General features: G+C 58.6%; 16 protein-coding genes. 6 read left to right on the top strand and 10 right to left on the bottom strand.

Annotated elements, in window-relative coordinates; genetic code table 11:
• Nucleotides 1–98 precede the first annotated feature (98 nt).
• A complete protein-coding gene (locus QPL95_RS05260) occupies nucleotides 99–329 on the top strand; it encodes a DUF1653 domain-containing protein (protein WP_303289954.1) in 231 nt (76 codons plus the stop codon).
• A 114-nt stretch (nucleotides 330–443) separates the two neighbouring features.
• On the top strand, nucleotides 444–1766 hold the full coding sequence (locus QPL95_RS05255) for a Na+/H+ antiporter family protein (RefSeq protein WP_303289953.1): 1323 nt from the start codon (nucleotides 444–446) through the stop codon (nucleotides 1764–1766).
• A gap of 423 nt (nucleotides 1767–2189) precedes the next feature.
• Here QPL95_RS05255 and QPL95_RS05250 read toward each other — a convergent pair whose 3' ends face one another.
• Both QPL95_RS05250 and prlC read right to left on the bottom strand, forming a co-directional pair.
• Nucleotides 2190–2447, bottom strand: coding sequence for a YheV family putative zinc ribbon protein (locus tag QPL95_RS05250; RefSeq protein WP_058342213.1), 258 nt, complete (start codon nucleotides 2445–2447; stop codon nucleotides 2190–2192).
• Nucleotides 2448–2502: 55 nt separating this feature from the next.
• Complete coding sequence (prlC, locus tag QPL95_RS05245) at nucleotides 2503–4548, bottom strand: oligopeptidase A (protein WP_303289952.1); 2046 nt, start codon at nucleotides 4546–4548, stop codon at nucleotides 2503–2505.
• A gap of 212 nt (nucleotides 4549–4760) precedes the next feature.
• Here prlC and QPL95_RS05240 point away from each other — a divergent pair, with 212 nt between their 5' ends.
• Complete coding sequence (locus QPL95_RS05240) at nucleotides 4761–5300, top strand: gamma carbonic anhydrase family protein (RefSeq protein WP_303289951.1); 540 nt, start codon at nucleotides 4761–4763, stop codon at nucleotides 5298–5300.
• 190 nt (nucleotides 5301–5490) lie between these two features.
• Entirely contained in the window at nucleotides 5491–5847 is a 357-nt protein-coding gene (locus tag QPL95_RS05235; RefSeq protein ID WP_303289950.1) for an Hsp20/alpha crystallin family protein, read from the top strand.
• Here QPL95_RS05235 and QPL95_RS05230 read toward each other — a convergent pair.
• The 8 genes from QPL95_RS05230 to QPL95_RS05195 all read right to left on the bottom strand — a co-directional run bounded on the left by QPL95_RS05230 (nucleotide 5767) and on the right by QPL95_RS05195 (nucleotide 12510).
• Nucleotides 5767–6084 (bottom strand): PA4642 family protein, encoded by a 318-nt coding sequence (locus QPL95_RS05230; protein ID WP_303289949.1) that lies wholly within the window; start codon nucleotides 6082–6084, stop codon nucleotides 5767–5769. The two genes, QPL95_RS05235 and QPL95_RS05230, sit on opposite strands and share 81 nt — an antisense overlap.
• Nucleotides 6085–6202: 118 nt before the next feature.
• Nucleotides 6203–7036 (bottom strand): flagellar motor protein MotB, encoded by an 834-nt coding sequence (locus QPL95_RS05225; RefSeq protein WP_303289948.1) that lies wholly within the window; start codon nucleotides 7034–7036, stop codon nucleotides 6203–6205.
• A 3-nt stretch (nucleotides 7037–7039) separates the two neighbouring features.
• The gene (locus tag QPL95_RS05220) at nucleotides 7040–7813 is read right to left on the bottom strand and encodes a motility protein A (RefSeq protein WP_303289947.1); all 774 of its coding nucleotides are present in this window, start codon (nucleotides 7811–7813) and stop codon (nucleotides 7040–7042) included.
• Nucleotides 7814–7847: 34 nt separating this feature from the next.
• On the bottom strand, nucleotides 7848–8675 hold the full coding sequence (aroE, locus tag QPL95_RS05215; protein WP_303289946.1) for a shikimate dehydrogenase: 828 nt from the start codon (nucleotides 8673–8675) through the stop codon (nucleotides 7848–7850).
• Complete coding sequence (gene hemF, locus QPL95_RS05210) at nucleotides 8668–9609, bottom strand: oxygen-dependent coproporphyrinogen oxidase (RefSeq protein WP_303289945.1); 942 nt, start codon at nucleotides 9607–9609, stop codon at nucleotides 8668–8670. Before hemF ends, aroE begins: the two co-directional genes overlap by 8 nt.
• Before the next feature lie 8 nt (nucleotides 9610–9617).
• The gene (locus QPL95_RS05205) at nucleotides 9618–10190 is read right to left on the bottom strand and encodes an L-threonylcarbamoyladenylate synthase (protein WP_303289944.1); all 573 of its coding nucleotides are present in this window, start codon (nucleotides 10188–10190) and stop codon (nucleotides 9618–9620) included.
• 46 nt (nucleotides 10191–10236) lie between these two features.
• The gene (dprA, locus tag QPL95_RS05200; RefSeq protein WP_303289943.1) at nucleotides 10237–11376 is read right to left on the bottom strand and encodes a DNA-processing protein DprA; all 1140 of its coding nucleotides are present in this window, start codon (nucleotides 11374–11376) and stop codon (nucleotides 10237–10239) included.
• 120 nt (nucleotides 11377–11496) lie between these two features.
• Nucleotides 11497–12510 carry a LysM peptidoglycan-binding domain-containing protein gene (locus tag QPL95_RS05195; RefSeq protein ID WP_303289942.1) on the bottom strand — a complete coding sequence of 338 codons (1014 nt, stop codon included), beginning with the start codon at nucleotides 12508–12510 and terminating at the stop codon, nucleotides 11497–11499.
• A gap of 299 nt (nucleotides 12511–12809) precedes the next feature.
• Between QPL95_RS05195 and def the strand changes: the two genes are divergently transcribed.
• Together def and fmt are read left to right on the top strand one after the other, a co-directional pair.
• Nucleotides 12810–13313, top strand: coding sequence for a peptide deformylase (gene def, locus QPL95_RS05190; RefSeq protein WP_303289941.1), 504 nt, complete (start codon nucleotides 12810–12812; stop codon nucleotides 13311–13313).
• 82 nt (nucleotides 13314–13395) lie between these two features.
• On the top strand, nucleotides 13396–14331 hold the full coding sequence (gene fmt / locus QPL95_RS05185) for a methionyl-tRNA formyltransferase (protein ID WP_303289940.1): 936 nt from the start codon (nucleotides 13396–13398) through the stop codon (nucleotides 14329–14331).

The following is a 14331-nucleotide window of genomic DNA, read 5'->3' as shown; positions in this document are numbered from 1 at the left end:
GGTTGCTTTCTGAACAGTCTAGTTATTCGCCGTGCGGTTTATTAGGCAATATTCGCAACTTTTTGAAACATTGTTCATTCTTTTGATAAGGCAACCACATGAACCGATCCTCCCAGGCCATCACGCCCGGCCGCTACCGCCACTACAAGGGCCAGGATTACGACGTCATCGGCGTGGCCCGGCACAGCGAAACGGAAGAGCCCATGGTGGTCTACCGCTGCCTGTACGGCGACCACAGCCTGTGGGTAAGGCCGCTAGCCATGTTCCGTGAGACCGTAGAAGTCGCCGGTGAACTGGTTCCCAGATTCGCCCGGGTTGATTCCCAGTGACCGTTACACAACCGCTTTGACTGCTGCCGCCATTTCCTGCACATTAGCCCACTTTTCGTGCTGCCAGCGCTCAAAAAGCGCCGGTTAACCTACAATTCCTACCCGGAGTTTGCCATGAATGCCGTTGTAGCCGCGGTACTGATCATGCTCGTATTGAGCCTGTGCCGCATCCACGTTGTCGTTGCCCTGATCATTGGCGCCATTTCCGGTGGCCTGATCGGGGGCCTGTCTCTTGAAGCCACCATCAATTCGTTTAACACCGGCCTGGAGGGCGGCGCAAAAGTGGCATTGGCTTATGCCACGCTCGGTGCGTTCGCCGTTGCCATCGGCAAATCCGGCCTGGCCCACGCCTTGGCTGACAAGGCACTGGTCATGGTAGGCCGGCAGGATCAAGGCGACGCCGCAAACGGTATCCGTTACATGATCATCGGCTTGCTGCTGGCGGTGGCGGTTTCTTCCCAGAACATTCTGCCCATCCACATCGCGTTCATTCCGCTGGTGGTTCCACCCCTGCTGTATGTGATGGCAAAACTCCAGATGGATCGCCGCCTGGTGGCCTGTGTGCTGACCTTTGGCCTGATCACCCCGTACATGTTCCTGCCCGTAGGCTTTGGCGGTATTTACCTGAACGACATTTTGCTCGCTAATGTGGCGGACAATGGCGTGGACGCCAGCGAGCTGAACGTCATGTCCGCTATGGCTCTCCCGGCTCTGGGTATGTTCATCGGTTTGCTGGTCGCGGTGTTCTTCAGCTACCGGGGGGGCCGCGGCTATGACCTCAAGCGCATCGAGCAAACCGAGCGGGTGGATGTGAAGTACAACCCGATGACGCTGATCATGGCTCTTGCTGCGATTGTGGTGGCGTTTGTTGTTCAGCTCTGGCTGGGCTCGATGATTCTAGGCGCCCTGGCCGGTTTCGTGCTGTTCAATGTTTCCGGTGTGGTGAAGTGGAAAGAAGCCGATGACCTGTTCACCGAGGGCATGAAGATGCTGGCGATGATCGGCTTCATCATGATCGCCGCCAACGGCTTTGCGGAAGTGATGCGGGAAACCGGCGAGATCAAGAGCCTGGTAGAAGGCTCGGTTGCCGCCATTGGCGAGAACAAGGCTCTGGCCGCGCTGCTGATGCTGGTGGTCGGCCTGCTGATTACCATGGGTATCGGTTCGTCGTTCTCCACCATTCCCATCATCGCTGCCCTGTACGTGCCGCTGGCCCTGCAACTGGGTTTCAGCCCCCTGGCCATCGTGGCTCTGGTCGGCACCGCCGGTGCCCTGGGTGATGCGGGTTCACCCGCGTCTGATTCCACCCTTGGGCCCACTGCCGGTCTGAACGTGGACGGCCAGCACAACCACATCTGGGATACCGTGGTGCCTACGTTCCTGCACTACAACCTGCCTCTGCTCGCCTTCGGGTGGTTGGCGGCCATGGTTCTCTGACTGTTTTGCTTCGGAGCTTGCCCTCCTGATCGTAGCCTGCCTGTTTGGGGGGCATATTCTTGATCGTAGCCTGCTGATTTTGGGGGCTGCGATGGGGTGGGTCAGGTTTTTTCCCTTGGAAATGCAACTCGCTGCGCTCAAACATCCATTTCCGGCGGAAAAAAACCTGACCCACCCCCTCACGTCGTACCAATAAGGGGTACGGAAGGAAGAGAAGAAACAAAGAAACAACCCCGCCAACCATCTCCCGAAAAATCAGAGTCTTTCAACAAGCGATTTTCGTGCTGTCAGGCTTAGAGGGTGCGGGGGTGCTTTTCTGCAGGGAAAAAGATGTCTGAGCGAAGCGAGTTGTTTTTCCCGGAAGAAAAGCACCCCCGTGGCCTCTAACCCCCCAAAACCGGCAGGCTAGGGCCCAAGCCAGACCTATTCTCCAGAGTCAGAGCCGGACTTAAAGAACACCACCTGTTTGACAGTATGGTCATCGGTGTTGCCCTTTTTGTTTACCCGCGTTTCTATTTCCGGGGCCTCGGGCTGGGGCTGGTCGGACAACGCATCGGTGTAGCCGCAGGCCACGCACTCGCGAACCTGGTCGCCGGCGTCGGTGGTGAACATGGTGATTTTGTCCATCTCGGCGCAGCGGGGGCACACGGCGCCGGCGATGAAGCGTTTCGGACTTGCCATAACGTTACTCCAGAAGAACACCCGGTTGCCGATACGACAACCGGGGTGGATTGTATCAGGCAGCTTCGTCCGTGATGCCGGTTTGTTTCAGCAGGGCATCCACCTGCGGTTCGCGGCCCCGGAAGGCTTTGAACAGTTCCATGGGCTCCTGGGAGCCGCCTTTTTCCAGGATGTTGTGCAGGAAGGCCTGGCCGGTTTCCGGGTCGAAGATGCCTTTCTCTTCGAACAACGAGAAGGCATCCGCTGCCAGCACTTCCGCCCACTTGTAGCTGTAGTAGCCCGCGGCGTAACCGCCGGCGAAGATGTGGGAGAAGCCGTTGGGGAAGCGGTTGAATTCCGGCGACTGCACCACTGCAATGTCTTCCCGCACCTTGCGGTGCATGTCCAGCGGGTTGGTGGGGGCTTCGTCGGTGAATTCCGCATGCAGGCGGAAATCGAACAGCGAGAATTCCAGCTGGCGCACCATGCCCATGCCGGACTGGAAGTTCTTGGCCGCCAGCAATTTCTGCAGCAGGTCTTCCGGCAGCGGTTCGCCGGTTTCGTGGTGGCTGGCAATCAGGGCCAGGGATTCCGGGTTCCAGCACCAGTTTTCCAGGAACTGGCTGGGCAGCTCCACCGCATCCCAGGCCACGCCGTTGATGCCGGATACGTCCATCACCTCCACCTGCGTGAGCATGTGGTGCAGGCCGTGGCCGAATTCGTGGAACAGGGTGGTGACTTCGTCGTGGGTCAGCAGCGACGGCTTGCCATCCACCGGCGGGGTGAAGTTACAGGTCAGGAACGCCACCGGCAGCTGCAGCTTGCCCCGCATATCGCGCCAGCGTACCCGGCAGTCGGCCATCCAGGCACCGCCACGCTTGCCCTGACGTGCGAACAGGTCCAGGTAGAACCAGGCGATGGGCTGGCCATTGCGGCTGATGCAGTAGGCCTTGGCGTCTTCATGCCAGGTTTCGACGTCTGTGTGCGCTTCAATCTGCACATCAAACAGCTTCTCCGCCACCCGGAACAGGCCCGGCACCACTTTATCCACAGGGAACCAGGGCCGCAGGGTTTCCGGGGAGATGTCGTACTGCTTCTGGCGCAGCTTCTCGCTGTAGTAGCCGATGTCCCAGGCCTGCAAGTCGTCCACGCCGTGCTCGTCTTTCACAAACGCCTTCAGCTCGGCAATTTCCTTCTCTGCCTGAGGCTTCGACTTGCCCGCCAGCTGGTTCAGGAAATCCAGCACCTCGTCGGTAGTACGGGCCATCTTGGTAGCCAGAGACCGCTCCGCATAATTATCAAACCCGAGCAGTTGGGCCAGGGCGTGACGACGCTTGAGGATTTCTCCCATCACCGGCGTGTTGTCCCAAGTGGCCGCATCCGGGCCCTGATCGGAGGCGCGAGTGACAAACGCCTCATAAACCTCCCGGCGCAGTTCCCGGTTATTGCAGTAGGTCATTACCGGGTGGAAACTGGGGAAATCCAGGGTAATCACATAACCCTCCAGCTCCTTCTGCCGGGCCGCCTGCTTCGCGCCCTCGATGGCCGTTTCCGGCAGGCCCGAAAGCTCGTCTACATCAGTAATATGCTTGAACCAATGCTGGGTAGCATCCAGCACGTTGTCGCTGAACTTGTTGGACAACTCCGCCAGCTCCCGGGACAAATCCGCATAACGCTTCTTCTTGTCCTCCGGAAGGTCCACACCACCCAGACGGAAATCCCGCAGGATATTTTCAATGGACTTGCGCTGGGGTTCACTCAATTCCTTGAAATCCTCCCGTGCGGCCAGTTTCTTGTAGGCTTCACACAGGGCACCGTTCTGGCTGACTTCGGTACTGTACTCGGTCAGCTTCTCCAAGCAGTTCTTGTACACCTTGCGCAGGTCGTCGTTGTTCATTACACCATTGAGGTGCGAAATCACCGACCAGGCGTTGCTGAGGTTGTTTTCCAAAGCCTGCATGGGCTGGGCGAGGGTGTCCCAGGTGGGATCGTCCTGCTGCGCCAGCTCCTGAATTTTCACGCGGTTTTCGCTGAGAATCTGGTCAATCGCCGTTTCCATGTGCTCGGTGCGGATGTGGCCGAACTTCGGCAACAAGTCATCTGTCAAAAGCGGGTTATTCATAAGTCCCCTTCTCAGCTGTACGGGTTTAAGTTACTTTCAGGCAACTCCAATACTTGGGGGAGTCTTTGGGAGGAGGGCTTTCCAAAAATGTGCGGAGCCATGGATGGCGGAGCCCAAGCGTCACATGGATGTGCCGAAGGAGCGTTTTTTGGAAAGCCCTCCTCCCAAAGACTCCTTCCCCTCAATTCGAGGCCAGTCAAAAGGTATATGTAATGGCAAATGTACGAACTCACAAGGGTACCACACCACAATTTGGCGAGCGGACCTGGATAGACGAGAGTGCGGTGGTGATCGGAGACGTCCAAATGGGCGAAGACTGCTCCGTCTGGCCCATGACCGTCATCCGCGGCGACATGCACAAAATCCGCATCGGCGACCGCTGCAGCATCCAGGACGGCTCCGTACTGCACATCACCCACGCCAGCAATTTCAACCCCGGCGGCTGGCCGCTGATTCTGGGCGACGACGTCACCGTAGGCCACAAAGCTCTGCTGCACGGCTGCACCATCGGTAGCCGCGTACTGGTCGGCATGGGCTGCACAGTCATGGATGGCGCCGTGGTGGAAGACGAAGTGATCATCGGCGCCGGCACCCTGGTACCGCCCGGCAAACGGCTGGAATCCGGCTATCTGTATGTGGGTTCACCATGCAAACAGGCCCGGGCCCTGAACGAGAAGGAAAAAACCTTCTTCAAATACACCGCCGCTAACTACGTGAAGTTGAAGGACGAGTACCTGAACGCCTCCGAATAGAGCCGCTTCCGGCCCCTGATTTAGATCAAATTCTGATCAGGGGCGCCTTGAAAATTCTCCGACCGCACCTATCTTCCTGAATAGCACAAGTTCACGGAGTCCATCCGGCTGGCGCCACCGGCATGGAGCTGTTCCGCGAGCGAAGCTGATGAAGATCTCAGATTCGTAATCGTCACAGGAGGAGTTCCTTATGAGCAACATTACACGCTGGAGTCCGTTCAGCGAGTTCGAAGACATGATGAACCGCTATAACCGGATGCTGGGTGTCGCCCGAACCAACGGCGACCGGGAAGGAAAGGACCTGTTCAGCCGCAGCGACTGGGCCCCGGCGGTCGATATCAAAGAAACCCCGGAAGCCTTCACCGTCGAGGCCGAACTGCCCGGCATGAACAAGGAAGATGTGAAAGTCACCGTGCATGACGGCGTACTGACCATTCAGGGTGGGCGCCAGACAGCAAAGGCCGGTCTAAGCCCCGGCTTTTGCTCGTTTTACCCCTCCGGCACTTTCCAGAGCGCGGGCATAATCATCGCTGCGGCGGTGCCGTGAAACCCGGTCCAGCATGGTTTCACCGTGCTCATCTTCGGCGTTCAGATCACGACCGTCTGCCACAAAAAACCCGATAAACCGTTCGAAATCCTCAGCCCGCATTGCCTCGTAGGCCCGCAGCAGCACAAAGTAATCCGCCTGAACTGCCTTGTCCCAGGGCTTCAGGTCCAGAAAACTTCTGACCCGCTCATCACTCCATTCTTCGCCAATTACCTTGGGCTTGTCCGGTCCGCTCATTGGTGCTGCTCCCGATGGTTTCAATACTGATAGGCCGCACAGTATAAGGCTTTGAATCTGCTTCAGTTATATGAATGTACTATGAGCATCTTCACTGCAAGCATAAGCCTGCGTTCAATCAGGGAAGAATTTCAACCGGTAAATCTCGGGTGGGTACGCTGCCATCGCACTCCGGGTTGCGGATCGCAATTTCTACCCGGCGGTTGAGGGCGCGGTTCTCAGGTGTGTCGTTGGCCGCCAGCGGCCGGGTTTCAGCCCGGCCAGCCGCCACTACTCGGTCTGCGGGGATCTGCCGGTTCAGCACCAGTTCATGCACCACAGACACCGCCCGGGCCGCTGAAAGGTCCCAGTTGGAGCGGTATTGGCTGCTTGAAATCGGGCGATCATCGGAATGGCCAGACACCACCACATCGCCGTCACAACTGGCCAGTACCGCCACGACCCGCTCGATGATCGGGATCATGTCTGGCTTGATGGCGGCATCGCCGGAGCGAAAGGTGGCTTCCTCGGAAAACCGGATAACCACCTGGTCCTGATCGTAATTGATGTGCAGGGTGTCGGAAGCCACTTCCGACTCAAGCTCCCTCACCAACCGGGCGGACAGATCCAGCACGCCGCCCGGAATCTGCCGGGTTTCAGACTTCTCGGTTCGCTCATCGATAAATTCGGGTTGATCTTGCAACGACTCGGAGGGCTCTGGCAATGACACGGTATCGGACTCCACCAGCGTAATCGGTGAGCCACCAACATCCTCGGCAACCACATTGCTGGAGCCAAACGCCAGGGCCATGGAGTTGGCCATGGCGCGGTACTTTTCCACATCCATTTCCGCAAACGAGAGCAAAAGTATGAAAAAAGTCAGCAGCAACGTTGCCAGGTCAGCAAAGGTGACAATCCAGTCCGGAGTGCCTTTCTTGGCTCTGTTCTTTTTCAGTGGCCGGGCCGGTTGCAAAACTCAGCCCTCCCTTTCGGGCTCAAGGTTGGTGCGGTGCTCCGGAGACACATAGGAGGACAACAGCTCGGTCATGACCCGAGGATTCTCACCCCGCATGATGCTCTTGATAGACGTGATGATCAGCATTTGGTTTCGAGCATCATCTTCGGCCTTGAGCTGCAGTTTTTCGGCCAGGGGCAGGGCAATCAGCTGAGCAAGAAAGGCACCGTAGAGCGTAGTCAGCAAGGCAACCGCCATAGCCGGGCCGATAGATGAGGGGTCATCCAGGGAATTAAGCATCTGTACCAGCCCCACCAGCGTGCCCAGCATGCCGATGGCCGGCGCGGATTCACCGATACCGCGGAACACGCGCTCGGCGACCTCATAACGCTCGGCCGTTTGCTGGCTTTCCTGCAACAGTGCTTCTTCAACCAGCTCCGGCGGGTGGCCGTCAACGCACAGATTGATGGCCTTTTTCAGGAATTCATCATCCGTCTCGTGGTTCTCAAGGCCCAGAATTCCTTCCTTTCGTACCACGCGCCCCAAAACGCCTACCTCGACGATCAAGGCGGCCGGGCGTGGCAAGCGATCGGTAAATACCGTCCTGAACGCCAACCGGAAGGCACTGACCACCGTCGCCATGCGGAATTTGATCAGAGTGACCGCAAAGGTGCCTCCCAGAACGATGGCGAGGCCCGGGAAATTCAGGAACGTCATTACTGTCGCGTTTGCCAGCATGGCAAGCAGCACAATCAGGATCCCGGCAAGCAGCCCTACAAGGGTCAGAATATCCATGGACTTTCCTCAGGCCGGGGCCGATGCACCCGGCTCAGTCGTTTCTAAGTTCTTCAACAACCGATGCGGTTTCAGGGCGGACACCCCGCCACACATAGAATGACTCCGCCGCCTGCTCCACCAGCATACCCAGCCCGTCAAAAACTCGGTGGGCATTGTTGTCCAGCGCCCACTGGTTGAACGTGGTGGTCTGCAAAGAGTACATCATGTCGTACACCACCGTGTCGGGCCCGATCACATTCGCAGACACCGGTGGCAAGTCGCCCTGCAAACTGGCGCTGGTGCCGTTGATAATGACATCGAACGGCTGCTCCGGCTGGTCAAAGCCGCAAGCTGAAATCGTCGCGGCGCCTGCCTCACCGGCAAACAGGTGGGCCAGCGCTTCGGCTTTGGCCACGGTCCGGTTGGCAATGGTCAGCGCTGCGGGCTGCTCGGCAAGAATCGGGCCCAGCACACCCCGCACCGCGCCGCCGGCGCCCAACACCAGAATACGTGCGCCCTTGAGCGGTACTTTCTGGTTGTCGCGGAGATCCCGCACAATGCCCACACCATCCGTATTATCAGCCACCAGCTCACCGGCGTTATCCAGGTATAGCGTGTTGGCCGCACCGGCTTTTTCAGCCCTGGGGGTTCGATGATCGGCGATTGTCCAGGCCTGCTCCTTGAACGGCACAGTCACGTTCAGGCCTTTGCCGCCGCGCTCAAAAAAATGCCGCACCGTGCCGGCGAAATCGTCCAGAGGAGCCTGTATCGCGGTGTACTCCACGGGCTCGCCGGTCTCACAGGCAAACAGGCTGTGAATCCTGGGTGATTTACTGTGGCTGACGGGGTTGCCGACCACGGCGTAGAGTTCGTTACTCATCAATGCCCTCCAGATCAGTACCCGCCAGCCAGTCCCGACCAGTGAGGAAATAGTCCGTCAGCCTGGCCTCGTCACTACCAGGCTCCGGCTGCCGGCTGTAATCCCAGCGCACCAGTGGCGGCAGGGACATCAGGATGGATTCGGTGCGGCCGCCAGACTGCAGGCCAAACAGTGTGCCCCGGTCATACACCAGGTTGAATTCCACATAGCGGCCCCGACGGTAGAGCTGGAAGTCCCGCTCCCGCTCCGTCCAGGGCTGGCTCATCCGGCGCCGCACAACCGGTTCGTACGCATCGATATAACTGTCGCCCACCGCCTGCATAAAAGCAAAATCCCGGGCGAAATCACCGGTGTTGTGGTCATCAAAGAACAGACCACCAACACCCCGGGGTTCCTGACGATGCTTCAGGTAGAAATACTCATCGCACCACTGCTTGAACGTTGGATACACGTCTTCGCCGAACGGCTGGCAGGCATCGTGAGCCGTGCGGTGCCAGTGGATGCAATCCTCGTCGAAACCGTAATAGGGCGTCAGATCGTAGCCGCCACCAAACCAGTACACCGGCTCGCCGTCTTTCGGCGTGGCGATGAAGAAGCGCACATTGGCGTGGGACGTGGGTACGAAGGGGTTTTCGGGGTGCATCACCAGAGAAACTCCCATCGCCTGCCAGGGCGCGCCCGCCAGGTGGGGCCGGTGCGCGGTGGCAGAGGCGGGCATGGTTGCCCCCATCACATGGGAGAAATTCACGCCGCCCTTTTCAAACACCCCGCCTTCGGAGATCACCCGGCTGATACCGCCGCCCCCTTCCGGGCGCTCCCAGCTGTCGCGGATGAACGAAGCCCGGCCATCCACCGCTTCCAGCTTCTGGCAAATGCGTTCCTGAAGGCCAAGAAGATAATCTTTGACGGCTTGAGTGTCCGGCTGCTGTGACATGCTTGCTCCTAACGAAACTGTTTTCCGGTGAGGATATCGATAATGCGGCTGGGGTTTCGATTACCCCCAAGGGCTCCCGGTACAACTTGGTCCAGTTGATGACCGAAGTACCGGCGTACCTGCCAGATATTACGGGCGGGCTGACGGCCGGCCGGATTGCAGGAGGTGGACACCAGCGGCATGCCGGTCGCTTCGCAAAGCGCCTGAACCAGCGGATGGTCGCTCACTCGAACCGCAATGGTGTTGTGTTTGCCACGCACCCAGTCTGGAACCTGCTCAAGCACATCGGGCACCAGACAGGTGATGGGCCCCGGCCAGTGTTGTTCGGCTTCCCACTGCAGAACCCTGGGCAACGGGTCGAGCAGAAAGCGCACCTGATCAACCGACGCAGCCACCAGAATCATGCCCTTTGCCATCGGCCGCTGCTTCAACTCTAGAATGCGCTCAACGGCCTGCCGGTTCCAGGGATCGCAGCCCAGGCCCCAGACCGCTTCCGTTGGATAGGCGATCACGCCCCCCGCCAGCACCGTGCGACGGGCACAGTGCAATTGCCATGAGTTCAAGGAAGACTTCGCCGCCATAAAAGAATCGCACAACCCGATTAATCAAGTAATGAAAATACCCTGTTCAGCGCACTCGCAGATAGCCGCCAGGGGCGGAATGAGCCAGGCCTTCCAGCTCCAGCAGCAAAAGTGCCTGCATCAGCTGATCGGCTGGCAATCCGGTCGCCAGGCTCAGTGTATCCGTCGATTGCGGATCATACCCCAAAGCCTCGAACACCGCGATTTCCCGGGTGTCCAGATCCGGCACTTCGGGTTCACTCAAAGGCTCAGAAGCCGGCTTTTCCTGCATCGACCACCAGGTGCCCAGCTCTTCCAGAATATCGTCCGCGGTCTCCACCAACCGGGCGCCCTGTTTGATCAGATGATGGCAGCCTCTGGCGACCGGGCTATGCACCGAGCCGGGGATGGCAAACACCTCACGCCCCTGTTCCAGGGCGGTTCTGGCCGTGATCAAAGAACCACTTTTCAGGCCCGCCTCGACCACCAGCACGCCACGGCTCAGGCCACTGATAATCCGGTTTCTCTGGGGAAAGTGCGCGGCGCGGGCCTGAGTCCCCGGCGGGTATTCCGACACAATCAGCCCATTCTCAACAATCCGATGCGCCAGCTTTCGGTGCTGGGCCGGGTACAGCCGGTCGAGGCCGCAGCCAACCACCGCGACCGTCGGATGGCCAGCGTCCAGAGCACCCGCATGGGCGGCACCATCAATCCCCAGCGCCAGCCCGCTGGTTATCAGCAGGCCCCGGTTGCTCAGTTCCGCCGCAAAACGCCGGGCGTGGTCCAGCCCCTGACGGGTCGCATTGCGGCTGCCAACCACACCCAACTGATCCTGCTGCAACAAGCGGGTATTACCAAGGCCGTACAGCAACAAAGGTGCATTATGGATATGCCTGAGTGCGTCCGGGAAATCGGGGTGACCCTGGCCGATCATCACAATGCCGTGCTGATGGCACCCTTGCTGAATACTGAGCGCGTGCTGGATTTTGCTATGGCCGGTAGCATCCGATTGCCAGGCGTGCACCAGCTCAATGGCCTCACTGCCCAGCCCCATGGCTTTCAGGGTAGCGGAATTCATCAATAGCAGATCGGTCAGGCTTTCGGTATTCGCCTGCACCTGCTCGCGGACCCGAAGGCCAAACCGGGGGAGAAGAGAAAGAACCAGCCAGCGGCCAGCTTCAGACTGAAGAAATTCCTGTTCTGACATATTTCATCCTTGAAAATGACAATGGCCGGGCGCTCCGGCCCGGCCATTCTGTTCTGCTAACATCACACACCGGCGCTAACCGATGCGTTTGCCGCTCAGATTACGCAGCACTCAATCGCATCAGGGGTTAACCACCTTGTCACCCACCGACAGCGGCCGGGTCGCCTTAAGCACCAGACCATAGCTCATTTTTTCATACACCTGGAACACCATCAGCAGTCCCGCACGCTCGGAGGGCAGCTCGATGGTTTCACCCGTTACCGGGTCACGCACCAGATTGCCGCTCTTCAACACGGCCATCACGTTACCGGCCTTCAGGCCTTCGCGCTCACCGCGGTTAATGGCGACCACATTGTACTGGCCAATCTGATTAACACCGCCGTCGACGGAAATCATTTTGCCTTCGATCTTTGAGTCCGGAGAGCTGGGTACAAAGTTGGTGGTCAGGCGGCGATCTTCGTTTACCAGCAGGCGGTCAGCAATGCGAACTTCTTCGCTGGAGCGGGTCAGGTTCACCGTCAGCACGTCACCGTTTTCGGCCGCCACGTTACCGCGAGCGATGCTGCGGGCCTCCAGGCCCAGAAACTCACCGGTATCCGGATCAACAAACTCTTTGCTGCGACGAAACACCCCAACGCGGTCCGCCGGCTTTTCACCACGGGCGTAGATCTTGTCACCAGCGCCGGTAATGATGCGGCCGTCTTCACCCTCAAGCACATAGGGTGCACCGTTGAGTTCTTCTGGCGTCACGATGCGGGTGTCGGTCAGGAAGCTGGCAATGGCATCCAGCGGAATCGCCGGAATCGGAGTATCAATGGCTTCGGAACGAATCTGAGGAGACAGCTTTACATCACCGGTAGCGACTTTGGTGATCCGTGGCTTGCCGTCGATGTATACCAGCGCCAGACGGTCACCCGGATAGATCAGGTGAGGGTTGGCCACCTGCGGGTTGACGTGCCAGATTTCCGGCCAGTACCAGGGGTTGTTCAGGAAGCGCCCTGAAATGTCCCAAAGGGTATCCCCTTTGACGACGGTGTAACGCTCAGGATGATCAGCCTTGAACTCCGGTTGTGCCTGGGCCCAGGAGGTAAACAGCAGCGCAGTGGCTGCCAGAGCGTACAACAGTTTCCTCATTGTCTGTATCCTTGATCGCGTGCCTTGATTCTTTGCGTTCGGTAATATCACCGCAGTCTTTTTGCAGCTTATTACGATGTTATTCCCGTTACTATAGAAGAAGTCCGGGAATTTGTGATGTTATCTTTTGTTCTTCCAGTGAATTCTGTAGAACGACCGAAAGATTTTAACTATTAACTGATCAGTTTGTACTCAATCGGTAATTTATCGGATAATAGAAACATCACACTTTCTTCATAATAGATTCGTGAAGAAAATTTGCGCAGACCGCCGTCGCATTTCAGAGAAGCCAGAGCACTATGATTTTAGAGATTCTTGAGTATCCGGATCCCCGTCTTCGCACCATTGCCAAGCCGGTAGACGAGGTAACCGACGAGATCCGAACACTGATCGACGACATGTTCGAGACCATGTACGATGCCCCCGGCATTGGCCTGGCGGCCACTCAGGTGAACGTGCACAAGCAGATCATCGTGATGGACCTGTCGGAAGACAAGAGCGAACCTCGGGTATTCATCAACCCGAAGGTCGAGGTTCTGGATGGTGAACTCGAAGCCATGCAGGAAGGCTGCCTGTCGGTGCCCGGCTTTTATGAAGATGTAAAACGCATCGAGCACTGCCGGATCACCGCCAGAGATCGTAACGGCGAAGAGTTTGTTCTGGAGGCGACCGGCCTGCTGGCCGTGTGTATCCAGCATGAGATGGACCATCTGAACGGCAAACTGTTTGTGGATTACCTCAGCTCGCTCAAGCGAACCCGTATTCGCAAGAAGCTGGAGAAACAGCACAAACAGAGCGCCTGAGCGGCACTCGACATCGAACAGATTCCTGGACCGGGTTGCGACCCGGTTTTTTCGTATTCAGCGACACAGAGACACCACCACCGTGCGAATCGTTTTTGCCGGAACACCGGATTTTGCAGCCACCGCTCTTAAAGCTCTACTCGCCGCCGGCCATAACGTGGTGGGCGTGTACAGCCAGCCGGACCGGCCTGCTGGCCGCGGACGAAAGCTGATGCCCAGCCCGGTCAAGCAGGTAGCTCTGGATGCCGGCCTGCCCGTATTCCAGCCCGACAGCCTGAAACCGGACGATGCCCAGCAGGAACTGGCCGCTCTGAACCCCGACGTAATGATCGTGGCCGCCTACGGCCTGATTCTGCCGAAGGCCGTTCTGGATATTCCCACCCACGGCTGCCTGAACATCCACGCCTCCCTGTTGCCACGCTGGCGCGGTGCAGCGCCCATTCAGCGCGCCATTGCCGCCGGTGACCGCGAAACCGGCATTACCATCATGCAGATGGACGTGGGCCTGGATACCGGCGATATGCTGTTGAAAACAAGCACCCCTATACGCCCGGACGACACCGGCGGCCGCCTGCACGACCGCCTGGCCGAGATGGGCGGCAGCGCCATCGTCGAGGCGCTGACCAGCCTGAGCAAAGGCGAGCTGACCGGTGAGGCCCAGAACGACGACGAGGCCAACTACGCCCACAAACTGTCGAAAGAAGAAGGCCATATCGACTGGACCCGCAGCGCTCCGGAAATTGAACGGCTGATCCGCGCCTTCAACCCCTGGCCTGGCACCTTCACCGATCTGGGCGATCAGCGCATTCGCATTCATCAGGCCGAGGCGCTGGCACAAAACAGAGACAAAGCACCCGGTACCGTGCTGCGGCGGGAACGGGAGGGCATCGACATCGCCTGTGGCACCGGCAGCCTCCGGGTGACTTCGGTACAGCTGCCCGGCACCCGCGCCCTGAGCGTGAACGACCTGATTAATGGCGGCAAACCAGTGCTCATGCCCGAACAGGAGCTGCACTGA

The organism is Marinobacter sp. SS5-14b (genome assembly GCF_030541005.1).
Lineage (GTDB): Bacteria > Pseudomonadota > Gammaproteobacteria > Pseudomonadales > Oleiphilaceae > Marinobacter.
The sequence above is the reverse complement of the archived record's forward strand: the minus strand, read 5'-3'. Positions and strand labels throughout refer to the sequence as shown.

What these genes read in the sequence shown, in the direction of transcription:
- QPL95_RS05260 (WP_303289954.1), top strand. Translation starts at nt 99, where the DNA reads ATGAACCGATCCTCCCAGGCCATCACGCCCGGCCGCTACCGCCACTAC.
- QPL95_RS05255 (WP_303289953.1), top strand. Translation starts at nt 444, where the DNA reads ATGAATGCCGTTGTAGCCGCGGTACTGATCATGCTCGTATTGAGCCTG.
- QPL95_RS05250 (WP_058342213.1), bottom strand. Translation starts at nt 2,447, where the DNA reads ATGGCAAGTCCGAAACGCTTCATCGCCGGCGCCGTGTGCCCCCGCTGC.
- prlC (WP_303289952.1), bottom strand. Translation starts at nt 4,548, where the DNA reads ATGAATAACCCGCTTTTGACAGATGACTTGTTGCCGAAGTTCGGCCAC.
- QPL95_RS05240 (WP_303289951.1), top strand. Translation starts at nt 4,761, where the DNA reads ATGGCAAATGTACGAACTCACAAGGGTACCACACCACAATTTGGCGAG.
- QPL95_RS05235 (WP_303289950.1), top strand. Translation starts at nt 5,491, where the DNA reads ATGAGCAACATTACACGCTGGAGTCCGTTCAGCGAGTTCGAAGACATG.
- QPL95_RS05230 (WP_303289949.1), bottom strand. Translation starts at nt 6,084, where the DNA reads ATGAGCGGACCGGACAAGCCCAAGGTAATTGGCGAAGAATGGAGTGAT.
- QPL95_RS05220 (WP_303289947.1), bottom strand. Translation starts at nt 7,813, where the DNA reads ATGGATATTCTGACCCTTGTAGGGCTGCTTGCCGGGATCCTGATTGTG.
- aroE (WP_303289946.1), bottom strand. Translation starts at nt 8,675, where the DNA reads ATGAGTAACGAACTCTACGCCGTGGTCGGCAACCCCGTCAGCCACAGT.
- hemF (WP_303289945.1), bottom strand. Translation starts at nt 9,609, where the DNA reads ATGTCACAGCAGCCGGACACTCAAGCCGTCAAAGATTATCTTCTTGGC.
- QPL95_RS05205 (WP_303289944.1), bottom strand. Translation starts at nt 10,190, where the DNA reads ATGGCGGCGAAGTCTTCCTTGAACTCATGGCAATTGCACTGTGCCCGT.
- dprA (WP_303289943.1), bottom strand. Translation starts at nt 11,376, where the DNA reads ATGTCAGAACAGGAATTTCTTCAGTCTGAAGCTGGCCGCTGGCTGGTT.
- QPL95_RS05195 (WP_303289942.1), bottom strand. Translation starts at nt 12,510, where the DNA reads ATGAGGAAACTGTTGTACGCTCTGGCAGCCACTGCGCTGCTGTTTACC.
- def (WP_303289941.1), top strand. Translation starts at nt 12,810, where the DNA reads ATGATTTTAGAGATTCTTGAGTATCCGGATCCCCGTCTTCGCACCATT.